General features: G+C 37.8%; 22 protein-coding genes. 8 read left to right on the top strand and 14 right to left on the bottom strand.

Features of this window, described 5'->3' with window-relative positions; genetic code table 11:
• Window positions 1-670: Rpn family recombination-promoting nuclease/putative transposase (locus CP352_RS09195; protein ID WP_098034928.1), on the bottom strand; the 670-nt coding region annotated here is incomplete at its 3' end.
• A gap of 192 nt (window positions 671-862) precedes the next feature.
• On the opposite strand from CP352_RS09195, the gene CP352_RS09190 reads away from it, so the two are divergent.
• Window positions 863-1,732, top strand: a complete 870-nt coding sequence (locus CP352_RS09190) for a hypothetical protein (protein ID WP_089145573.1) — start codon at window positions 863-865, stop codon at window positions 1,730-1,732.
• Between the two features lie 213 nt (window positions 1,733-1,945).
• Complete coding sequence (locus CP352_RS09185) at window positions 1,946-2,437, top strand: sigma-70 family RNA polymerase sigma factor (RefSeq protein ID WP_089145572.1); 492 nt, start codon at window positions 1,946-1,948, stop codon at window positions 2,435-2,437.
• 189 nt (window positions 2,438-2,626) lie between these two features.
• Here the strand turns inward: CP352_RS09185 and CP352_RS11090 are convergent, their stop codons facing one another.
• Window positions 2,627-2,791, bottom strand: coding sequence for a hypothetical protein (locus CP352_RS11090; RefSeq protein WP_155515509.1), 165 nt, complete (start codon window positions 2,789-2,791; stop codon window positions 2,627-2,629).
• A gap of 187 nt (window positions 2,792-2,978) precedes the next feature.
• On the opposite strand from CP352_RS11090, the gene CP352_RS09180 reads away from it, so the two are divergent.
• On the top strand, window positions 2,979-3,398 hold the full coding sequence (locus CP352_RS09180; protein ID WP_013085720.1) for a hypothetical protein: 420 nt from the start codon (window positions 2,979-2,981) through the stop codon (window positions 3,396-3,398).
• A 156-nt stretch (window positions 3,399-3,554) separates the two neighbouring features.
• Here the strand turns inward: CP352_RS09180 and CP352_RS09175 are convergent, their stop codons facing one another.
• The 4 genes from CP352_RS09175 to CP352_RS09160 all read right to left on the bottom strand — a co-directional run bounded on the left by CP352_RS09175 (window position 3,555) and on the right by CP352_RS09160 (window position 7,635).
• Window positions 3,555-5,027, bottom strand: coding sequence for an ATP-binding protein (locus tag CP352_RS09175; protein ID WP_098034927.1), 1,473 nt, complete (start codon window positions 5,025-5,027; stop codon window positions 3,555-3,557).
• 185 nt (window positions 5,028-5,212) lie between these two features.
• Window positions 5,213-6,586 carry an SLAP domain-containing protein gene (locus tag CP352_RS09170; protein WP_098034926.1) on the bottom strand — a complete coding sequence of 458 codons (1,374 nt, stop codon included), beginning with the start codon at window positions 6,584-6,586 and terminating at the stop codon, window positions 5,213-5,215.
• A 525-nt stretch (window positions 6,587-7,111) separates the two neighbouring features.
• The gene (locus CP352_RS09165; RefSeq protein ID WP_089145457.1) at window positions 7,112-7,384 is read right to left on the bottom strand and encodes a DUF2922 domain-containing protein; all 273 of its coding nucleotides are present in this window, start codon (window positions 7,382-7,384) and stop codon (window positions 7,112-7,114) included.
• Window positions 7,385-7,419: 35 nt separating this feature from the next.
• On the bottom strand, window positions 7,420-7,635 hold the full coding sequence (locus tag CP352_RS09160; protein ID WP_005718397.1) for a hypothetical protein: 216 nt from the start codon (window positions 7,633-7,635) through the stop codon (window positions 7,420-7,422).
• Window positions 7,636-7,786: 151 nt separating this feature from the next.
• Here CP352_RS09160 and CP352_RS09155 point away from each other — a divergent pair, with 151 nt between their 5' ends.
• The 3 genes from CP352_RS09155 to CP352_RS09145 all read left to right on the top strand — a co-directional run bounded on the left by CP352_RS09155 (window position 7,787) and on the right by CP352_RS09145 (window position 8,944).
• A complete protein-coding gene (locus tag CP352_RS09155) occupies window positions 7,787-8,203 on the top strand; it encodes a hypothetical protein (protein ID WP_089142948.1) in 417 nt (138 codons plus the stop codon).
• A 104-nt stretch (window positions 8,204-8,307) separates the two neighbouring features.
• Entirely contained in the window at window positions 8,308-8,583 is a 276-nt protein-coding gene (locus CP352_RS09150; protein WP_013085715.1) for a hypothetical protein, read from the top strand.
• Window positions 8,570-8,944 (top strand): type II toxin-antitoxin system PemK/MazF family toxin, encoded by a 375-nt coding sequence (locus CP352_RS09145; protein ID WP_023488853.1) that lies wholly within the window; start codon window positions 8,570-8,572, stop codon window positions 8,942-8,944. Before CP352_RS09150 ends, CP352_RS09145 begins: the two co-directional genes overlap by 14 nt.
• Window positions 8,945-9,088: 144 nt before the next feature.
• Here the strand turns inward: CP352_RS09145 and CP352_RS09140 are convergent, their stop codons facing one another.
• Together CP352_RS09140 and CP352_RS09135 are read right to left on the bottom strand one after the other, a co-directional pair.
• Entirely contained in the window at window positions 9,089-9,295 is a 207-nt protein-coding gene (locus tag CP352_RS09140; RefSeq protein ID WP_013085713.1) for a hypothetical protein, read from the bottom strand.
• Between the two features lie 67 nt (window positions 9,296-9,362).
• Entirely contained in the window at window positions 9,363-10,442 is a 1,080-nt protein-coding gene (locus tag CP352_RS09135) for an NB-ARC domain-containing protein (RefSeq protein WP_005721691.1), read from the bottom strand.
• Window positions 10,443-10,633: 191 nt separating this feature from the next.
• Here CP352_RS09135 and CP352_RS09130 point away from each other — a divergent pair, with 191 nt between their 5' ends.
• Window positions 10,634-11,068: a hypothetical protein gene (locus CP352_RS09130; protein ID WP_089142947.1), complete on the top strand. Its 435-nt coding sequence runs from the start codon at window positions 10,634-10,636 to the stop codon at window positions 11,066-11,068.
• A 221-nt stretch (window positions 11,069-11,289) separates the two neighbouring features.
• Complete coding sequence (locus CP352_RS09125) at window positions 11,290-13,311, top strand: KUP/HAK/KT family potassium transporter (protein ID WP_057726953.1); 2,022 nt, start codon at window positions 11,290-11,292, stop codon at window positions 13,309-13,311.
• A gap of 168 nt (window positions 13,312-13,479) precedes the next feature.
• Here the strand turns inward: CP352_RS09125 and CP352_RS09120 are convergent, their stop codons facing one another.
• From CP352_RS09120 to nrdD, 6 genes are all read right to left on the bottom strand, one after another.
• A complete protein-coding gene (locus tag CP352_RS09120; RefSeq protein WP_098034925.1) occupies window positions 13,480-15,426 on the bottom strand; it encodes a M13 family metallopeptidase in 1,947 nt (648 codons plus the stop codon).
• A gap of 81 nt (window positions 15,427-15,507) precedes the next feature.
• Window positions 15,508-16,725 (bottom strand): MFS transporter, encoded by a 1,218-nt coding sequence (locus CP352_RS09115; RefSeq protein WP_013085707.1) that lies wholly within the window; start codon window positions 16,723-16,725, stop codon window positions 15,508-15,510.
• A 116-nt stretch (window positions 16,726-16,841) separates the two neighbouring features.
• Entirely contained in the window at window positions 16,842-18,038 is a 1,197-nt protein-coding gene (locus CP352_RS09110; protein ID WP_089145675.1) for a DUF438 domain-containing protein, read from the bottom strand.
• Window positions 18,031-18,609 (bottom strand): iron-sulfur cluster assembly protein, encoded by a 579-nt coding sequence (locus CP352_RS09105; protein ID WP_005721695.1) that lies wholly within the window; start codon window positions 18,607-18,609, stop codon window positions 18,031-18,033. The genes CP352_RS09110 and CP352_RS09105 overlap by 8 nt, the downstream gene beginning before the upstream one ends.
• Window positions 18,610-18,660: 51 nt before the next feature.
• On the bottom strand, window positions 18,661-19,374 hold the full coding sequence (nrdG, locus tag CP352_RS09100) for an anaerobic ribonucleoside-triphosphate reductase activating protein (RefSeq protein WP_005718384.1): 714 nt from the start codon (window positions 19,372-19,374) through the stop codon (window positions 18,661-18,663).
• A complete protein-coding gene (gene nrdD / locus CP352_RS09095; RefSeq protein ID WP_005718383.1) occupies window positions 19,374-21,581 on the bottom strand; it encodes an anaerobic ribonucleoside-triphosphate reductase in 2,208 nt (735 codons plus the stop codon). The genes nrdG and nrdD overlap by 1 nt, the downstream gene beginning before the upstream one ends.
• Window positions 21,582-21,663 lie beyond the last annotated feature (82 nt).

Raw genomic sequence — 21,663 nt, 5'->3', positions numbered from 1 at the left:
CGCGTTCAAGCATTCTAGTTTCAAAGTCCATAATAGTATCCCTCCATTCTGGATCGGCATTCATTGATTCGATGCGTTTTTGTGCCTTATCAAAGAGTTTATCGCCATGTACCGGTAAATCTTTCATGAGTTTGACTAAATTAAGTAATGTTTCAGTCTCGGTTCCATCAGGAACTCCGTTTGAGTTAATTATAATTTTAGTCAAGCCATCCTGCAATATATCTGCATGATTGTCTACATTAATAGTTTGGTATGTAGACTTGATTGCAACTTTTTGCTTAGTTTTGAACGTGCAAAGAAAAATAATGAAGACATTTTTCAAATCATTGTAAGTATAGCCCTGGTGGAGAGTATACCTTTGATCGTTTTTCGAAGCATAATAGCGCATGCGACGAGCAATATCGTCATCGTCTGACCGCTGCATCTCAATATTGTAAAGGTTGCCGTTAATATCCTCAACCAAAATATCGAGTCGGACATCTTTTTGATTGCGATGCTCAGGATCGATGATTACTTCTTGCTTCTTAGGCGGAAAGATCTTCTTAATTGGGATCTCCGGCAGAATTCCTTGCAAAACATGTCTGCAAAAAGCTGGATTGGACATGATTTCACCAAAAACTTTGTCTTCTGAAAAACCAAACCATTGCCTGTTATTGTGCGTATTTTTCATTGCGCACCTCTTTCTAAAAAATAGTAGGATAAAATTTACCCTCTATTGTTTATTACGCAAAAAATCGGCAAAATTTTTTATAAAATTGTTTTTTCAGCATAATAATTTCTAGCTATACAATCAATGCTTCATCCTGTATAATACTATTCAATATTTAAAACAATATAGATATATTCAAACATAGGGAGTGTGATGGATGTGTCAGCCTACAAGCAACGTAACTTGGGGATTATTAGCTTGCCCACTGACATAAAATATCGTAATTGGTCCAAAGACCTTACCAAGCGGAGAATTGAGAATGACTCGCAATTAGAGCAATACATCAAGTATGACAATAAATATCGACTCAATAAGAACACATTGGCAGTCTATGAGTTCAAGCAAAATCCTATCTTAGGCAAATATAAGGCAGTAGCCTTCGACCTGAATCGTGGAATTGTGCTTAGTCAAAAGTCAACACATGCCATGATGCAAGGTTTGATGCGGCATGCCGTACATTGCGATATGATTTGGCAGAGAATGCTAGCTCGCGAGGCTGGAGTTGATATCTATCAAGGGATTGTCATGTACAATGTGCTTTATTTTTCAATGCATGCATTTAGTGGAAACTTCTTCACGGACTGGATTTGCTTGCACTGGATTAAAGACTTTCACGTTAAACGCCATGATCAAGCTATTTTCAACAGTATTGCACTTGATAAAAATGGCTTGGTCTATAATTTTGCCTTTGATTCGCCTAAGCCTAATCTTACTAAGATAATTGGTCAGTATCTGTTTCATAATCATTATTATTCTGACTTATATTATCAGCATATGTTGCAAGAAAATAATCTTCGTGTAACAGTCATTAATTCTGACTCAATCCTGCATAATTCCAACTATTATGTGCAACTGGACTTGTATGCTGTTGATAGTTTCAAAAAGCTAGCAGACAAATTCTATAATCATGTTTTAAACTTGCATCTACTTACAATTGTGAAAGAATTTAAGCCATTAGATTATTTGCACCGTGAACACCGCTTTTTTACTAAGCAGATTATTAAGATCAGATATAATCGTTAACAGCTCTCATGAGCTGTATTTTTTTGCACTTTTTTGACTATCATCTATTCTTCGTCAGGTACTATCTGACTTGGCTTTGCTTATCGTAGAAATTAACAAACACATGCAACACTTGGGATTAAAGCATCTCACCACTAAGTTTTTCTGCGGATTCAATCTTGCTAATCTAATAGTACACAAGCGCTTGTGACATCACTTAAGGAGAATGTCACAATGACAAGTCAAAAATATTTCGAAGAAGCATGGAACAATCGTAAGTTAGTTGGTGGTGCCCTCAAGGCGGCGCACGTTCGACCTGACTATCACCTCTATGAGGACTTATTGCAAGATGGAGTGATTCTGTACGCCGATATGTTGCATAAGCTAGATGGACAAAAGCCGCGCACCGAGATTGATAAATTGAGTTTCAAGAAGCTTCTCTGGCATATAATTGATACTCTACGCCGCGAACAACGAGTGTGCGAACGTAATACAGCCATCGATAAAGCCTATGATCTTGGTGAAGCTGCAGCTTGGGACAACCTTGTTGCACTAAAGAATGAAGCTAAGAAGCTTAGTCATCTTGAACAAGTAATTCTGTTTGAACATTTGCTTGAGAAGAAGACAATCACGCAATTAGTTGAGGAATGCGGCGTACCACGCATTACATTGAAACGATTAAAAAAGCAGTTATTAGGTAAATTACGTGCTGTAATGGAACAATAGTAAACAATGAACCAGGTGCTAGACTATACAGAGAAAAAAATTATGTTATACTAGGTGTAGGTTATATTAAGAAAACTGCATTATATTCAAAAAAGTGCAAACAAAAACCATTACTCGAATTCCGGTTGAGCAATGGTTTTTATTTTCGCTAAATTATTGAAAGCACTACAAAAGCCTTCTCATAGCTAACTATCGGTGCCTGTGCTGTCTTCTTTTATTGCGCTTATGCTTTCGCTTCTTGCAGCGATGACTCTCTAGCCAATCGTCATAGGCTTCGTTAAGTGCATGAACGGAAACGCTCACCACAATCGGCGCAATTACAGCCGTAATAGTTATATTAAGAATGTCCCGCATTATACTCACCTCCTTTAATGGACTGGACATTAGGAGGTACAAGCACCGAATAAAATTATAACAAAATCAAAATAAAAGTAATATGCAACTTTATATAACAATTAAGAAAGAAAAGTTACTATTTTTCACGATATCACGGAACTTTTAGATAAATTACGTGCTGTAATGGAATCAAATGAAGTAAAATATGTTTAAACTAAAAGTCGATATCCGAGAATTCAAGACTGGTACGCACGTTAAGGTTTTCAATTCCAAGGGCAATAATCATGATCTAAACCAAAAGATGGTTGATTTCCTAGATTACATGAACGGAATCATCAACCATCCGGAAGGCTATATCGCCAGCTTGCAAAAGGATGTCGACCATTACGTGAACAGCGGAAAGTGGGTCGAAGACATGGACAAGCTAGAATACGAAATGAATGAGGTTGCTAAAAAAGCAACTAAAAAAGCAAAAGTAGAAGATGCTAAAAAGCTAGTCCTAACTATTAAGCGAATGGATGGAACTAAAGATACAGTCCTACAAGAACTCACAAATAATTATGGCGATATGCTTAGCCACGATAAAATTATCAAACTAGTACATGAAGTTTATAGTAAACAATAATCAATAGTTCACAGCAGAATTATCTTCCAAGGTGTCGCAACAGCGACGCCTTTTTTAGAGCAAAAGAAAAAACGATACTCTATTTGTTTTGATGTATCGTTTTGAAAATATAATTATAGTGATTTATTTGATATCTTTAACATTATTTTGCATTTATCAACCTAAATCAGTAAAGAAGTAAACTCCGCGTTTTTCCATTCGCATAATTCCAATCTCTCTACATTTTTGAATAATTTTCGATGCAGAATTTGGTGCTATCTCTAAAAAATTAGCAAGTAAATTTCGATTAAACGAATACTTAGAGCTATATCTCATATAAAATTCTAATAATTTTTTAGTGGTTTGTCCTCTAAAGATTTTATTTATACCTTTTTCATTCCATTTTTTTATTATATTGCTTTCTTTATTCTGAAGTGGACTCTTCTCACTCTGAAGTGGACTCTTCTCACTCTGAAGTGGACTCTTTGGCGTAGCAATTCCTCTGTTGGGCAAAGTTGCTAAAAATACTGTATCATCTGAATAGAAGATAGGCTGCTCTACAAAATCGGTATATGCACTCAAAATTCGTTGGATACCACTACCACGGCGATCCATGTAATGTAATCTACCAAAAATGTCAGAGATAATTTCATTTCTTCTCATAGAAGGAACATGCTTTAGATTAAGATCCTGAATTCTACTCCCATTAATCATGCCACCAGGCGACACAATTTCCATCCGATCATCAAACATATCAACATGTACTTCAGAACCCTGAATCTGATAATCACGGTGAATTAATGCATTAACTAAAACTTCTCGAACAGCCTTGAATGGATAGTCGCTATTTTCTTCTCGTCGCATTCCACGAATTGTCCAAGGATTCTTAGAATTGGTTCTAATAAATGCTTCCGCGTTAGACAACAGAGTAATCAAACTTGCATCTGTAAATTCTTCATCATCTAAGGCATCTCCATCAACACTGCCTTTTTCGATTCCTTTCCACCGAGTACAGACAATCTTAGACTGGCGTAAATAACCTTGATCACACAGTAATAGCCCTGCGTTAGTCACGATATTATCTTGTGTTACAAATCCCATCGAAATTAAATCGCGTGAAATATCAAAGTCTTCACCAGTTTCTTTCTTAAAGGTAGCAGCTAATAAGGTGAAACTTACATCTGGTAATTTATAACTAGTCGGAAGTGCATCAAATGTTTTGTTCATTCCTTTTAGCAGTAAATTATTTTGCTCTATCGGTGTTGCTTTTTCTGAACGATCTCCATGCCGCATAAAAATAGCATGTTCTTGCGTATTGATATAATAATATGGATAATCTGGACCAGGAGCGACTTCTAGATCAATGCATTTCTTATCTGAATATTCACTATCAATAGGAGCTAATGTAAATCTAGGCCAAGGTGAAACTCGGGTAGAAATAAGTTCAGAGATTTTAGAAGAAGTTTGTTGTAAATTATCTATTCCGATAAACTTATGCTCTTCATCAGTCACGCCAAAGATAATGTGTCCGCCTTTTGTATTTGCAAAAGCTACAACAGATTTAAGCCAGCTTACAGGTTTAGTAGTTTCTAATGATTCCTTGTAATCAAGATAAGTAGCTTCCATATTTTTAATGTCATCTAGTTTCATTAATACACTTCCTCGTATTATATACTTGCTTAATTATATCATGGAAAATACAGTAGATTAGCTACTTACTGTTCGCCTTAACTAATATGTGTGACTACAAATGAAGTGTAAGAATAATGAAAACTAGAGCAAAAGAAAAACGAGGCGAATGCCTCGTTTTATCTTTATCTACTACATAGACTTAATTAAAAGTTTGAAGCCTTTACGTAAGTCTTCTTAGTATCGTTGCCGATCTTGTAGTATTGCTTGCCGTTCTTGAATGTGTAAGTACCACCGTAAGTAGTTACTTCTTCACCCTTCTTAAGAACAACCTTGTTAGCACGCTTCTTTGAAGTTGCGTAAACGTATGCGTTGTGCTTCAAAGTACGCTTAGTACCATCAATGTTGTCTGCATTGATGTACATACCAGTAGCCTTGCCATCCTTGATTACTTCGTAGAAGTCCTTGTTGCCGATCTTCTTAGTTGACATAGCAACAGTTACTGATTCATAACGCTTAGCCTTGTCGTTGTTGGCACGAGTAGTACCATCTTCCTTGTAGTAGTATGCGTTGTGCTTAATAGTCTTGCTTTGGCTTGGTACAGTAGTTACCTTACCATTTGGAATTGAAACAGTTACAAGTAAAGCAGCTGATGCGTTACTGTTGTTTGCAGTAGCAGTGAATGACAAACTTAATGAAGTTGGTGCAGTAAAGTAACCAGCACCATCAACAGTAATGTTTTGCTTCTTCAATTGGTTAGTTACTTCTTCAGCAGTAATTGGTGAAGTAAGTGAAGTTGAAGTTACGTTACCATTGTCACCACGGCTTAATTCGAATGGCTTGTAATTGTTCAAAGCTGCAACGATTTGGTTTACATTTACAAGGTTGTTGCTACCAGCGTTAACAGTTACGTTAGCTGAAGTTGCAACTGCGTTGTTGTTGTACCATGCAACAGTTGCGTTGCTAAATGGATTTACAGCTTTAAAGTTAGGAGTTTGAACTTCAGCAAAGTTTGCAACACCGTTTTGGTCTAAAGTGATTGTAACACTTTCACCAGCTTTAACACTCTTATCTGCTGGAGTTAATACACCACCCTTAAGGGCAATGGTAACCTTCTTGTTTGCGTTAGCAGGACCAAAGTTAAATGAAACATTTGGAATAACTGCGTAGTATTGACCAGCAACAAAATCAGCTGAATTTACAGCAACTTCTTTCTTAGTAGTTGCATTGTAAACCTTAGTATTCTTGTTAACATCAGTAGTTAAATTACCAGTGTAAGTTTGGCCGTTGTAAGTTGCTGATACTGAACCAGATACAACGCCGCTTGTGCCTTGAGCACCATTTTGACCTGCAACATAGGCAATAGCAGTAAAGTTAGTAGCAAGATTTACATCTGAATTTTGAGCAACAGTTGCTGAGTTGTTACCACCAAGATCAACAGTAGTTACAGCTTTGCTTGCGTTAGCAGTAGTAGTTGCAGTAGAGTCAGCAGCGTTAACAGAAACAGCTGAAGCAGCAACTGGAGCAACAGCTAATAAAGCAGCAGCAGCAGCGCTAACAATTCTTAAATTTTTCTTCATGTGGTCTTTTCCTCCTTGAAATATAAAAAATGTAATAGGCCATAGGTTCAGCATGTAGGGAGCCTATAATGTACAAAACCCTTCGAAGCAAGATCCATGAGTTTATAACTCTCATGAGGTAGTAGTCATTGCTGAAGGATCAGCATGCGTACAGGCGACACGCCTGAAGCACGTCCTATTACTTACCACGATTCATATTGTACTAACCTCTTGAAAAAATAGCAAGTTAAATTGACTACAATCTTGCTTTTGTAATAATTCACCTATTCCCTATCCCAATACCATTCACACAAATCTAAAATAACAAAATGCCGTAATCCTAGACACAACAAGAAAAAGCGAGCATACGCCCGCTTTACTGTTTCTTTACTTTTTCTTAAATTTTACAACGATGTAACAAAATCAATTGAAAAAGTAATATTACTATACGATTTCTGTTAAAGGTCTAAGTGTGAACTCTACATCTTGCGATATTTTCTCCTGAGCCTTTTGACCAAGCTAATTAGTTGGTCAAGCAAGTCCAGATTAGTCTTGCTTAGCTGCAGGCTCAACTGCAGATTCTGCTGAATCATTAAAGATGTCAGTAACAGTACGTTCAATATATGCAGCAGATTGAGGAGTGTGGTAATATGCAACACCGTCTTTCTCAAATGCATTGGCTTCCACAATCGTATTCATCGCACCACGCACTTGGTCCGCAGTAAGATTTTCGACTGCATCCCCCAACGTAATACTAATCTTCTTCTTTTCCCCGTTTAAGAAAGTCATCTTCATAGTCTTAGTAGTTTTTGCCATCATTTCTCTCCTTATTTCCTATATTTATGTTCGTTAATTTATTCAGCTGCTGGTACAAGACGTGACTTCTGCACTAAGTATGCTTCATCAAGTGAGTCTTCTTGCAAACTAGCAATTGCTTGACCCACCTTTTGCAACTCATCTGCCTTAGCGCCAGTCTTTACGTTCTTCAAGTTACGGGTCTTTTGCCCATTCTTATACTTCTTGTTGCCAAATACATATTGGATTGATTGTTCAGTTAATTCGTAATTCATATTTTTCTTCTACCTCTTAATAATTAGTTAAAATTGAGTATTTTGTAATCAACCTGCCGGCCAGATGTCTTACACTATAACTAACGATTCAAAGTCACCAATTGGCTCAAATTCGTTAATATTTTTTCTAAGATAAGGAGAGTTTATTATTATGAAGAAATTAGTCTTTTGGGGTGTTATTGCTGCGATGTTCATCTTAGGTGGAGGTGGCGCCGGTGCTTACATTAGCCATGCCAACACTCAAACGCACAATAATACTTCCTATAATAATTCCAATAAAAAGAACGCTGATCCTGACCAGCAAAAATCTAATAATTCTGATGCAGATTCTAACAAAGACAATTCTAGTCAGGATGATTCTGCAAAATCCTCATCTGATAAGGATAAAGAGCAGTCCAAGAAGTCCAGCTCATCAAACAAGAAGTCAGATGATCAATCAAGTTCTTCATCTTCTTCAAGCGATCACCAGCAGGAACAATCATCCAGCAGCCAATCCAGCGCAGCTTCCTCAAGCAGCAGTCAATCATCTGCCGCAAGTTCCAGCTCTGCTGCTGATGATAACAAGTAAGCAAACGAAAAAGGAGCCAATTTGTGGCTCCTTTTGTTTGTGCTCACTGTATTCACAGTATATACTTAAATAATAAAATATTTTTAGCATAAGGAAGGCTTATTATGATAGTCAAGGCTAGAAAACAAGGAAATTCAATAGTGCTTACCATTCCAAGTACTATCAAAGTTCCACTTAATACAGAATTCTCTGTTGATGTAAATAAAAACGGTGATATTGTATACAAAAGAATTGCTAAAAACAATTATGATTTATGGTCAGACCCCGCTTATGACGATTATGATTATGATACTGAAATAAAGCGAGAATACCAAGAATTAGGATACAATCCTAGAGAAGTCAAACCTGTCGGAAAGGAACTAGCAAATGAGAAGGATTGATGTCCATCAAGGTGACATAATAATGATCGATGCTGAACCACATGCTGGTCACGAAATGGGTGGACATGATCCTGAAAAAGGAAATATTCGTAGACGCTATTTAGTAGTGAGCAGACATGCTTACACTAAAAAGTCTGGATTAGTAATAGGACTAGCAATTACTCATAACCATATTACAGATGATCCATTTAGATTCTATGTGCTAGATTATGCTAGTCACACAAATGGAGATGCATTATTATTTCAAATGCTATCGTATGATTTCATTGCCCGTCATGGAAAAATAATCGGCCACATAAAAGAATCAACAGAATTCGATAATTTACTCCAACAAGTAAGAAATATTTTTTCAAAAGAATAATTACTTAAATTATCATCCATCAACCAATCCAGCGCGGCTTCCTCAAGCAACGATCAATCATCTGCCGCAAGTTCTAGCTCCGCTGATGACGAGAAGTAAAAAATAGCCGTTACTCACATTGAGTAGCGGCTATTTTCATTAGACCTAGGCTTCTTTCATCATTTGTTCAATTTGATCCCGGGAAACAGAATCATGGTAGTCTTCTGTCAGATCCTCCAAAGTTTTGGAATCTGATACACCATAGCTTCGGTTACGACGAATGATCTTCTTAATTGCATTCACTGTTGCACTTAAAATTCCTTTTTCTTCACCGTATTCACGCTCTTCAGCTAGCTTAGTCTCATAGTCCATAATAGTATCCCTCCAAATTGGATCTGCGTTCATTTCTGTGATTTTCTGTCGAATTTTTTCAATAATTCTAGCCCCAATTAAGTTCATCATACTTTGCTTGAATGAAATCTCTAAACAAAGGTAAGGTAAAACCGACCTTTCCCCTAATTATTGGCTTAATTAGATCATATTTAATTAATTTTGCACGATAGCTATTAACATACTGCTTACTTTTTTGCATAGTCCTAATAATTGAACTAATACTATTATCTTGCGCCATAGCGTACAAAAATTGAAAATCCACATCCGTTAATTCATGAGCAATTACATCATACGCTTGGTTGAAAAGTACATCACGGAATCTAAGTTTAGTATATTCCAAAGCTTTTTCAAACGTCATCTTTTGACTCAAATTTTCATACATCAAATCTCCGATCAATTGAAATGCATAAGCATAGCCTTTTGACATATCTGCCAAAATTTCTGCTTGCTTAGCTGTTATGTCTAATACATCCATGTAAGTTCTGGCAATTGACGACGCAAATAGTTTAGAGACGTGAAACCTATCCGCCCGAACCAAGAAGGTTAAATTATGTGTGCCTGATAGTTCCGCCACTTCACTTAATAGTCCGGTCATAATCACTGAAACTTGATAGTTATTTAGGCTCCAGTCGTTGAATTCCTCAGCCAATTTTTGAATTGTGGGTGTATTTGACACTTCATCAATACAAAATGCAACACGAATCCCCACTTTGTTCAAAGCTTTAAGAATCTTGTTAATTTCTACTTTATAATATATTTCATCATGCTTTTCATTTGCTTCAGTGAAATCTACTGATACAAAAGGAACTTTAATAGAAATTGATGGCGTCCATTTTTTGATTTTATCTAGCATAGGCACTAGCTTGATATACATCATTCGAAAAAGATCATCAGAATTGTGCAAAGTGACTACCATAGTATCTTTATATTTTTTTAGTTCTTTACCCACTTTGTTCATAAAAACTGTTTTTCCTGAACCTCGTACCCCTGTAATAAAGAGAGAATAAGTTGGATGTTTCTTGAGACGATGGGCTCTTTGAGCAAATTTAACTGCATCATCATTAAAATCAAGATATAGCTCTGGGATCCCGCCAAATTCAGCATCAAAAGGATTTTCATTATACATATTTTTCCTCATTTTACTTCATTTTACTTTTTACATTTATATTTTACTTCATTTTACTCCATTTTACTAATCAAAACTGACTTCTATACTTTTGCATCTCTCAACCACTTCTATTTGCTTTTATTTGTAGAAGTCTGTAAAATTATTATTGACTTTGTATCTATTTATTTATAAATAAAGGGGTAACAACTTTGACTGAAGAAGAAAAGAACGCTCAAGCTCAAGCTAATAAAGAAAATGAAGAAAACGACGACCTTAAAGTCGTAATGCCAGAAGCTAACAGGACTACTATGCCACAGGAAAAATTCAAAGAACAACCTGATTACTTAAAGGTCTTCGCTAACTTCTACATCGCTGAATTCGATGAAGACGATCTTGAAGTTATCAACCTTTACGATGAAAATCACAACATGGTTGATATCAATCGCTATGTTTTAAACAACATCCACTTCCCACGCAAGAAGTTGGTTGATCATGTGTTACAATACCACGACTACAACTTTAAGGACTTGCTTAAGACCATGGAAGAAAAGACTGGCGTTAAGCCAGAAGAAATGCTTACTTATGAAGCATGGGAAAAATGGGACGAAGACCAACGTACTAAGATTCCTTCATCACTTTCATAATTTATATCAAAAAGGCTCCCTGTATGGGAGCTTTTTTACTGCATATTTTTTATTATAATGCACTAACTTTATCATCACCAAATTCTAGATTCAATTTCTGACAAATCTCACTTGCATTGTCCAGCGAAATAGACGAAAATAGGTACAACAAGGGAAAATGTCATCGTGGCATTTTCTTTTTTTATTAAAACTACAATTTTGTTGTGGGAGATAACGAGATGATGAATAATAAAGCTAAACGCATGAGCGCGGCTGGCTTACTGATCGCCATCGGTATTGTTTACGGCGATATCGGTACTAGTCCGCTTTATGTTATGAAATCAATTGTCGAAGGCAATGGCGGCATTGGTAATGTAAATCGTGACTTTATCATTGGATCAATTTCATTGGTTCTTTGGACTGTAACGTTATTAACTACCTTACAAACCGTAATTATTGCCCTCAAGGCAACTAACCACGGAGAAGGTGGGATTTTTGCCTTATACACATTGGTTAGAAAACGAGCTAAATGGCTGGTTCTACCAGCGCTAATTGGTGGTGCCGCTATTTTGGCCGATGGTACTTTAACTCCAGCAGTTACAGTTACAACTGCGATTGAAGGACTGAAAGGACTGAACTTTGGCGGCAATGTACCCGTTTCTACTCAAAACATGGTTATTGCCATCACTGTAGTCATTCTGCTAGTTCTGTTTTCTATCCAAAAAATGGGAACTAGTATCATTGGTAAAGCCTTCGGCCCAATCATGTTCCTTTGGTTCACTTTTTTGGGCGTAATGGGTGTAATGAACATGGCTGGTGACTGGTCAATCTTGCAAGCAATCAATCCCATCTACGCTATTAGGTTATTAGTTAGTCCATATAACAAGGCAGGTCTCTTTATTTTAGGATCAATCTTCCTGGCTACTACTGGTGCTGAGGCCCTATATTCAGATGTTGGTCACGTTGGTAAAAGCAATATTATTGGTTCTTGGCCATTTGTTTTTGTTTGCTTGTCACTCAACTACTTTGGTCAAGGCGTTTGGATTTTGAACAACCCAACTTACCGTCCTGCAGACGGCGGTGTGCTCAATCCATTCTTTGAAATGATCCCAGCTAACATCAGATTGTTTGCCATCATTTTGGCTACTATTGCTGCTGTTATTGCTTCTCAGGCCCTAATTACCGGTTCATTCACTTTAGTTGCAGAAGCTTCAGGCTTGAAGTTCTTGCCAAGAATGAACATCAACTACCCATCTAACGAAAAAGGACAAATTTATATTCCTTCCATTAACAAGGGTATCTGTGTTGCTACTATCGCAATCGTCTTATACTTCCAAACTTCAGCTCACATGGAAGCAGCTTATGGTCTGTCCATTACAATTTCAATGTTAATGACTACCATCCTGCTTTATGAATGGTTAGTAATGAAGAAAGTCAACACTGTTTGGAACTGGATCTTCTTGATCTTCTTCGGTGTCCTTGACATCATGTTTATGATTTCAAGTTTGACTAAATTTACTCATGGTGGTTACGTTTCACTCTTCATCGCTGGTGCTATCGGCTTCGTAATGTATGTTTGGTATTACGGCAACAAGGTTCGTGACAAGCGTGAAGCTCGCAATGCTTACGTTCGCTTAGATGAATATACCGACATGTTAACGAACTTAAGTCACGATGAAAATTACCCAACTTATGCTACCAACTTGGTTTACATGGCCAACGTTAAGTACAACAAGTTTATCAAACGTGAAATCCTGTACTCAATTTTGGATAAAAGACCTAAACGAGCAAAGGCTTACTGGTTTGTCACTGTCAATGTTACTAACGAGCCATTTACCGCTGAATATGCTGTTAACACTTACGGTACTAAGAACGTGATTAACATTCAGCTTTATCTTGGATTCAAGAAGCAGACCAGTGTGAACGTCTACATTCGTCAGATTGTTCACGACTTGATTGCTGACGGAACGATCGAGGCACAACCACAGGAATACACCACTACCCCAGGACGGGACGTTGGTGACTTTGCCTTCGTAATTGTTCAAGACGTAATTAGTCCGCAAACGCAATTAGTAGGATATGAAAAATGGTTAGTCGAAGCTCGTGTTCGTTTGCAGAACCTTTCTTCCAATCCTGCTTCCTGGTTCGGATTGGAATACGCTGACACAATCATCGAGCGGATTCCATTAATCCTTGGTCGACCAAATCCATCCTATATTAAACGGATTAAACCAAAAGATTATTCCAACGCTAAAACAAAATAACCATCAAAAAAAGACTCCGAACAGGAGCCTTTTTTAGTGCAAAAAATTTATTAATGGGTAATAAGTTATAAAGGGCTGCAGTGTAGTAGCAGCACTGTAGTCATTCTTATTATAGAAGCTTATATGTAATTTAGCTAATTTTTCATACTCGATATTAAGAAAAGTTACTTACCAAATTACTACTCTCTTTTCAGGAGCAAGCCACATACCATCATTTTCAGTCACATCAAAAGCCTTATAGAATTCTTCTTGGCATTGTGATTGAACGTTGGCACGCTCTGGACCGGGTGCATGAACATCAATAGATACTTGTGTCTTGATTGACTCTGGCAATTGTTTAGTTGCCCAAACGCGAGCAAAGTTTTCAAACAACTCTTGCATTGCCTTCTTATCAGCACCTTCACCCTTATTAGCTTCAACAGCAGCAGTTAAACCACCTTGGTCGGCAATATTTTCAGACACGATTTGCTTACCGTTCAAGGTTACAGGGCCATATTCAATACCATCAAACAAGTCGATTTCAGCTTGCGTTCTCTTCTTGAATTCAGCAAAATCTTCATCAGTCCACCAATTCTTCATGTTACCAAACTCATCGAATTGAGCACCGTTATTGTCAAAGGCATGAGAAACTTCGTGTGCAATAACAACGCCGATTCCACCATAATTAGTAGCACGACTTTGTTTCAAGTCATAGAATGGTTTTTGCAAAATTGCAGCTGGGAAAGTTAAATCATTTCTTTGTGGGTCGTAACATGCATTAACCATATCACCTGGCATCAACCATACCGTACGGTCAACATCTTGGTACAATTTCTCAAGATTGTACTTAATTTGTTCCCGACCAAATTGCACTTCATTTTCATAAAGGCTAGCAGTTGGATCAACTTGTAAACGGTCATAGATTTCTTCAATCTTGTCTGGATAACCGATCTTTAAGATCAAAGCGCGCAACTTAACGATTGCCTTATCCTTAGTTGCTTGAGAAAGCCATGAATTTTCACGAATTCTCTTTTCATAAACATCAAGCATCTTGTGAATCATATCAGTCACGTCTGCTTTAGCTTCTGCGCCAAAGTAAGTTTGACCATAGTAGACACCTACTACTTCGCCGAAGTCACCATTAGTAATATGATATGCCTGCTTAACGCCACTTGAAAGCTCAGGTTGGCCTGACAAAGCTTGACTAAATGGAAAGGCAGCTTCACGGAAATCTTGTGACAAGCTGTAAGCTACGCCATTAATAAACTTAACCAGCATCCAAGCCTTAATTTCAGCAAAGTTTTCTTCATTCAACAATTCTTCCGCGTGATCTAAGTAACGTGGTTCAGTTGAAATTACCCGTTCTGGCTTCTTGGTAAATAATCCGCCCAAGAAGTAATCCATCTTGAAGGAATCGAATTTTGCTTCAAAGTCAGTCAATGAAACTGGATTATAAGTTGCTGGATAATCAGCCCATTCTTCAGTTGACTTAACTACCTTAGCAATCTTAGCGTCATACTTAATTGCCAAGCCAACGTAATCTTCTGCGTCCTTTTCATTAAGTCCGGCCATTGTTAACAACTTAATAGATTGCTTTTTCAAAACATCCAATAACTTCTCAGCAGCTGGAGTCTTGTAAGTAGTCGTATCTGGCAAGAAAGTACTTGGACCACCAAAATTCAATGAGTGAATCTTAGTATTCTTCATATCTGCTTCAACACTGAAAGCAAATGGAACGGCAAAACCGTTCTTGTAAAAATCAGCTGCCTTCAAGTTAAAGTCAGCGAAGTTGCGCAAGTCTAAAATTTCGTGCAAATCTGCCTGAATAGGTGCGGCACCATCCGCATTTCGCTTGTCAAAGTTTTTAGCAACCTTGTAAAGCTCAACTGCCTTCTTGAAGTTAGGCACAGTAGGCAGTTCCTTCTTACCAGCAGCAAAATCTGCAAAATCTTGCATCAAGTTCTTTTCAATATTAAGATCGATCCCATCAAATGAACTGGTTCTTGAACGATCAGATGGAATTTTAGCCTTTTCCAACCATTCTGAGTTAACAGCCAAATATAAATTATCTTGTAGACGCGCTGAAGTATTAGCCTTAGTAATGTCACCAGCACCGCCGCGTACGTTAAAATACATTAAATTACCTCCCTAGTGGAAAAAATTTTTTATATAAAAACATGATAGCATTATAAAAAAATTAATGCTATCATATTGTTTTTATTTTACAAATAATTTTAGTTTTTTCTGTAGTTTCGCATGCATTGGAATAAGCATGACTAAAAGCAAAAAGATACCAATTGCAGCAACAGCAAAGAATTGAATATAGCCGAAATCTTCAATGATTAAACCACCAAATAACGGCCCTAGAGCTCGACCAATTGACGATGCAGACAAGGTTAAGCCTTGATACTTGCCCTTGCTAGAATCGGGCGACAGATCATTTACATAAGTTGGTATCGACGGCATTGCGGTTGCTTCACCTAAAGTTAAGATAACCATGGATAAGGCGAAATGTGCAAAATCTTTGGCAAAAATCAAAGTAACAAAAGAAATTGCAAACATCAAAGTGCCAAATAAAATTTGTCTAAATAAGCTCTTAAAGATAGTAAAACGACTTAAGATAGCTTGCACGATGACAATAATTCCGGCATTGATGGTCCATAACAAACTATACAGATGAAAAGGAATGCCCAAAGAAACCATGTATACAGACAAGTTTGATTCCCAGTTCATGTACATCAACCAAATTACAGCGATCGTAACAAAAAAGCCAATTGACATAATCAGATTGTATTTTGGCATCGGCTCAAAGGCCTGCTTCTTTGATTCGCCTTTGTTAGCCAAACGCTCCTTGTGGAACTGAATCATTGGCCGATAATTAATAATTGCGTTAACGCAAACGCCAACGAATAAAAGACCAGCAATGACAAATAATAAAGTCACTGAATAATCATAAAGATAACCTACTGCTAATGTCCCACAAACGACCCCAACATTTTGAGCAAAGTAGATCATATTGAAGACATAACGACCTGGCTTAGATTTAATACTAGTAGCAATCGAGTTAATCAATGCTCCATTCCAGCCGCCCAAAAAGCCAGTTAAAGTCATCCAGAGCCAATATAACGGCCAACTATGATTCAAAGCCATGCCAAACAAGACAGCCGCATCTAAAGCAGCCCCCACAATCAGCAAGACATATGGATCCATATGGTCATAGCACCAGCCTGAAATAAATGACCCAATCATATTTGCAACACAGTTGAACAGCAAAACGACACCCACTAAAGCTAGTGAAACGCCAAGATGGTCGTGCAGGTAAACTGAAGTCAATGGCCAAATGAAGCTGGAACCCAGCCACGTTAGTAATTGGCCTAGAAGAAGCCAATGCAATTTGATTTCATCAGCTGGTTGTTTTCCATGTGCTGTGCGCATTTTCTCTCTTCCCTTCTTTTTAATCATTCTCTCAATCTAGTCTAGCAAGAATTGTGATTTTTTGCACGAGGGCAAAAGAAAAAGCTGCATCCCTTACTAGAACACAGCCCAACAAGTTAAATTTTTTTCTTTTCTTCAGTCCAGCTTCTAATTTCCGTCACATCTTGTGCTACCTCAAGACAACCCAGATACTTTCCATTTTTATCACGTACTGCATAATAGCGTAGGTATAAGCAGCGCTTCATCTTGTGTGGAGTAAAGTGAAACTCATACTTGTCAACTTCACCTGAATGAAATTGCGCAAAAATCTTTTTAATTAACGGTCTACTTTTAGCAGTATGACACGAGAATACATCATTGCCAATAGCATTGCGCGAGTGCGGATAAATCTCAGCACCGCCGCCAAAATAAGCTACCTTATCGTGTTCATCAATAAAGGTCAATGCAAATGGCAACATATCCAAAATTGCATTTAACTGCTCTAAGTTTAACCTTCCTTCTTCAAAATTAATGAGGAAGGATGAAAGATTGCTAACAGAAATAGGCCCTGCTTCTTTTTTAGCTTCCTTTGGCTTCCAATTCATTGGCTTGCGAATCAGGGTATAGCCAATCTGACTCTCTTCGCGTTTAACGTTGTACCAATCATCTTGATCAGCTACCTCGTCAATCATCGGAATCATAATGCTCTCCTCTTTAAAGATCATCTCAATCACTTCATGACTCGCCTTTTTAATTGCCTCAGCCAACTGATCTTTATCTGGATGCTCCTCACCAGCAATCTTGCTTGCATCCCCAATTAAATCGCGAATATCATCATCAACGCCCCACATCACTTCGGGCGGAGCTGTAATGCCATATTTATTCATTAATGGAAAAAGCGAGGTCTCCTTACGTCGGTAATGCTTATCGATTGTTGCCAAATCACTCAATTCTTTTCTGATTTTATCCAGTGTATCTTGACCTGCTTGATACTTTTTCAAATCTGGCAAGAGTGCGTCATTAACCAATGATTTCAGTACCATATTTTCCAGCTTAATCGTATGCACCGGGTGCCCCGGAGTAGCAAAATCAGGATTTACCGCATTCTCCTTGATATTACCCTTAAAGACATCGGCATGCACATTACACAGGTATTGAATCTCTGCTGGGTTTAACCCCTGCTTGATTAATTCGCGCTCTGCCGCTGTAATTTCGGCCACATCAACCTGATCGAATTCTTCTTGAAACATCTTCTTTGCGGTCGCAAAATCGCCGCCGTTTTGAATATAATGCAAAATTTTCAGGATTGCGTCCTGTCTTTTTTTATCAGTCATTGATTACCTTGTATCCTTTATCTTCAAATGCTTTTTTCACTTTAGCCAAATCAAGTTTCATTGCCTGGGCTCCCAATGGAATGGTCATCACACGCCCCACCGTTTTAAGCAACCCAGGAATTTTAATTCTAGTAAAACCACAATCGTACATAATTTGAACAAAGTCAGGGTATTCATCTGCCATTTTCTTGATCGGTACTGAAAAGTCGATAATCTTCTCTTTGGTGGCTTTCTCCTGCTTAATTTGATCATCATGGTTAGTTACACCTAATTGCTTTTTAGCTGCACTAGAAAGACGCTCTGTCGTCCAGACGGGATACCAGACCAACTTAATGTCACAAGACTTAATTCCAGCAACTGAAAGAACAGCTTTTTGAATATGTTGTTCCAAATAATCAGATAAAGGGCAACCCATAATTGTCAAAGTCATCTTAATGGTTGCCTTATCTCCTTCGATATCGATGCCATAAATCAGACCAAGATTTACTACATCAACTTGTAATTCTGGATCAATCACTTGGGTCAAGGCCGTCATGATTTGATCAACTTGTTTAATATTTTTTTCTTCCATTTTTTCACCTAGCAAAAAAGTCCAGAAAATCATTCCGGACTTTAGTTTATCTTATTTTTGCAATTTATCCCAGATGACAACCTTGCCTGCCTTCATCGACTTTGGCACATCAATAATTCGTTGATTACTAGAACCTCTGAATTGCAGGGTTAAATCCTTTAAATCATTCATAAAGCGGCCATCAACTAGAATATCTATCTTAGACAACATTTCCTTTTTATCAGGTGTTTCTTTTTGCAATTCATCCCAAGTATATCCAGACCAGGACCATATGTCCTTACTGTGGCCAAATTCTTTTCGAATTCGGTTAATAATTCTTAAACAAACCCAAGTATTCAAGAATGGCTCTCCGCCTAGTAAGGTTAATCCCTGCACGTATGGCTGGCCCAAGTCTTTAATAATGCGGTCTTCCAATTCTTGCGTATATGGAAAACCATAATTAAAGTTTTGGGCTGCTAAATTATAGCAACCAGGGCAATCGAACAAACAGCCTGAAACATAAAGACTACATCTAACGCCTTCACCATCAACAAAGTTAAATGGCTTATAATCCGCAATTTTATGTTTAGAATAATCCTCAGTCTTCCACTCTTGTGGTTTTGGATTTTTCGGCTTGCGGTGCATTCTTTTTAACTCACGTTGGTGATCTAACTGTGGCTTATATTGGTCAGGATCCACAAACATGGTATCCCCACCCATATTAACCTTGATCAAATTACTCCGGATATCTGGTCCTTCTTGAGTGTTTTTATCTTTTTCAGGCATTAGTACTCACCGTTTTTTACTTCTTCTTCGGTAGCTAAACTATCTTCCATGCCAAAGTCCATATGCTTAACCCGGTGCACGATTTCTTCATGACGACCGTGAACCATTGGCCGCTTCAATGGGTTGCCCAAGTAGCCACAAGTTCGCTTGACACAATCACAAGTAGCAGGATCATGATTACCACACTTAGGACATTCAAAACCCTTGGCAGTAGACTTGAATTCACCAGCAAAACCGCACTTATAACATTTATCAATTGGCGTATTAGTTCCTAGATAGCCTACCTTGTCATAAGCCCAATCCCAAACTGCTTCAAGGGCTGCTGGATTTTGCTTCAAGTTAGGGTACTCACAATAATGGATAAAACCACCTGCAGCATAATATGGATATGGTGCTTCAAAAGTCAACTTTTCAAATGGGGTTGGGTGCTTACGAACATCATAGTGGAACGAATTAGTGTAGTATTCCTTATCAGTGATGTCCTTCACCTTGCCAAACTTTGCCGTATCGAGCCGGCAGAAGCGATCAGTTAGACTTTCACTAGGAGTTGAGTACAAACTGTAATGCCAATGATATGGGTCCTCTTTTTCCCACTTAGCACACAAATCATGCATTTTCTTCACGATCTCAATTGTAAAATCATGTGCTTCTTCATTGTGTTCCCAATCAGGACCATAAAAGACTGTCCCTACTTCGTACAAACCGATGTAGCCTAACGAAATCGTAGCTCGACCATTTTTGAAAAGCTCGTTAACATCATCACCTGGCTTAAGTCGTTTACCAAAGACGCCATATTGATACATAATTGGCGCATTTTCGGGCTTAGCTTGAATTGCACGTCTACCCTTAAAGGCTAAAGCTTGGTGGCAAGTCCGCATTCTAGTATTGAAGATTTCCCAGAATAACTTCTTATCGCCATGACTCTCCATGGCAATTCTTGGCAAGTTAACAGTTACAACACCCAAGTTCATTCTGCCCGAGTTAACTTCCTTACCATTTTCATCCTTCCAGCCTTGTAAGAATGAACGACAGCCCATTGGAGCCTTGAAAGAACCTGTAATTTTCTTGATCGTATCATACATTAAAACGTCTGGATACATCCGCTTAGTTGAACATTGAATAGCCAGTTGTTTAACATCGTAGTTAGGGTCCCCTGGATGTAAGTTCAAGCCCTTCTTAATGGTGAAAACTAATTTAGGGAAAATTGCGGTTCTGCGTTCTCTACCCAATCCTTTAATTCTGATACGCAAGATATCTTTTTGAATTTCTTTTTCAATCCAAGAAGTACCTAAACCAAAACCTAAAGTAGTAAATGGCGTTTGCCCTTGGCTAGAGAACATGGTATTAATCTCATATTCCAAGCCTTGCATGGCATCGTAAATGTCCTTCTTAGTTTGACTCTTAGCATATTCTTCCAGCTTTTCAGGATCATCAATGAACTTGCCAGCATCCTTTAAATGCTTTTGGTAGTTTTTCTCTGCAAAAGGAGCCAACACTTCATCAGCTCGATCAAAAGAACAGCCACCATATTGACTAGAAGCTACATTAGTAATAATTTGCGTAACTTGATGTGTAGCCACATTGATTGAGTTAGGACTAGTCATATAGGCATTTCCAATCTTGAAGCCATTAGTTAGCATATCCTTAAAGTCAATCAAACAGCAGTTAGTCATTGGTGAAAGTGGTGTGTAATCTAAGTCATGCCAGTGAATATCACCGCGCAAGTGGGCTTTAGCAATGTGCTCAGGCATCATGGTCAAACCAACTGTTTTACCAACGGTCCCGGCAGTTAAATCACGTTGAGTACTGAAGACCTCACTATCTTTGTTGGCATTCTCGTTAACAATCGTTGGGTCACCATTAACCATTCGCTTTAACCGTGCACGAGTATCGGTTTGTTTAATCCATTCCTCTTCATCGTGCTTGCGGTATTGCACATAAGCTTTAGCTTCATCCAAATAACCCAACTCATTTAGGCTATCTCTAAAAGCAACTGCTACATCTTGTGCATTTACTTCATCAGCAGCATCTAGTTTAGCCACAATTTTTTCAATTACAGCAGGTGCTACATTATCTAAATCTAGGTTATGCAAAACCATGTTGAGTTTAAAAATTGCGAACGGATACTTTGACCCATCACGTTTAACAAAAGTTTTAGGCGTATTAAATTTTGTTACATTTTGTTGGTTAAATTCTTCTTTTAGCATTTCAATCACTCCAAATATTGTGTCTTTATCATAGCATAAAACACAACATCTTGTATTATGTTCAAATATAGATGAATATATC

The organism is Lactobacillus sp. UMNPBX1 (assembly GCF_002554085.1).
GTDB lineage: Bacteria > Bacillota > Bacilli > Lactobacillales > Lactobacillaceae > Lactobacillus > Lactobacillus crispatus.
Note: the sequence above shows the minus strand (reverse complement) of the source record. Positions and strands in the feature narration are given on the sequence as shown.

Excerpts from the sequence above, each read along its gene's own strand:
- CP352_RS09185 (WP_089145572.1), top strand. The coding sequence starts at position 1,946 with ATGACAAGTCAAAAATATTTCGAAGAAGCATGGAACAATCGTAAGTTA.
- CP352_RS09155 (WP_089142948.1), top strand. The coding sequence starts at position 7,787 with ATGAAGAAATTAGTCTTTTGGGGTGTTATTGCTGCGATGTTCATCTTA.
- CP352_RS09145 (WP_023488853.1), top strand. The coding sequence starts at position 8,570 with ATGAGAAGGATTGATGTCCATCAAGGTGACATAATAATGATCGATGCT.
- CP352_RS09160 (WP_005718397.1), bottom strand. The coding sequence starts at position 7,635 with ATGAATTACGAATTAACTGAACAATCAATCCAATATGTATTTGGCAAC.
- CP352_RS09105 (WP_005721695.1), bottom strand. The coding sequence starts at position 18,609 with ATGGAAGAAAAAAATATTAAACAAGTTGATCAAATCATGACGGCCTTG.
- CP352_RS09165 (WP_089145457.1), bottom strand. The coding sequence starts at position 7,384 with ATGATGGCAAAAACTACTAAGACTATGAAGATGACTTTCTTAAACGGG.
- CP352_RS11090 (WP_155515509.1), bottom strand. The coding sequence starts at position 2,791 with ATGCGGGACATTCTTAATATAACTATTACGGCTGTAATTGCGCCGATT.
- CP352_RS09120 (WP_098034925.1), bottom strand. The coding sequence starts at position 15,426 with ATGTATTTTAACGTACGCGGCGGTGCTGGTGACATTACTAAGGCTAAT.
- CP352_RS09175 (WP_098034927.1), bottom strand. The coding sequence starts at position 5,027 with ATGAAACTAGATGACATTAAAAATATGGAAGCTACTTATCTTGATTAC.
- CP352_RS09180 (WP_013085720.1), top strand. The coding sequence starts at position 2,979 with ATGTTTAAACTAAAAGTCGATATCCGAGAATTCAAGACTGGTACGCAC.
- CP352_RS09110 (WP_089145675.1), bottom strand. The coding sequence starts at position 18,038 with ATGACTGATAAAAAAAGACAGGACGCAATCCTGAAAATTTTGCATTAT.
- nrdG (WP_005718384.1), bottom strand. The coding sequence starts at position 19,374 with ATGCCTGAAAAAGATAAAAACACTCAAGAAGGACCAGATATCCGGAGT.
- CP352_RS09150 (WP_013085715.1), top strand. The coding sequence starts at position 8,308 with ATGATAGTCAAGGCTAGAAAACAAGGAAATTCAATAGTGCTTACCATT.
- CP352_RS09140 (WP_013085713.1), bottom strand. The coding sequence starts at position 9,295 with ATGGACTATGAGACTAAGCTAGCTGAAGAGCGTGAATACGGTGAAGAA.
- nrdD (WP_005718383.1), bottom strand. The coding sequence starts at position 21,581 with ATGCTAAAAGAAGAATTTAACCAACAAAATGTAACAAAATTTAATACG.
- CP352_RS09125 (WP_057726953.1), top strand. The coding sequence starts at position 11,290 with ATGAATAATAAAGCTAAACGCATGAGCGCGGCTGGCTTACTGATCGCC.
- CP352_RS09115 (WP_013085707.1), bottom strand. The coding sequence starts at position 16,725 with ATGCGCACAGCACATGGAAAACAACCAGCTGATGAAATCAAATTGCAT.
- CP352_RS09135 (WP_005721691.1), bottom strand. The coding sequence starts at position 10,442 with ATGTATAATGAAAATCCTTTTGATGCTGAATTTGGCGGGATCCCAGAG.
- CP352_RS09190 (WP_089145573.1), top strand. The coding sequence starts at position 863 with ATGGATGTGTCAGCCTACAAGCAACGTAACTTGGGGATTATTAGCTTG.
- CP352_RS09170 (WP_098034926.1), bottom strand. The coding sequence starts at position 6,586 with ATGAAGAAAAATTTAAGAATTGTTAGCGCTGCTGCTGCTGCTTTATTA.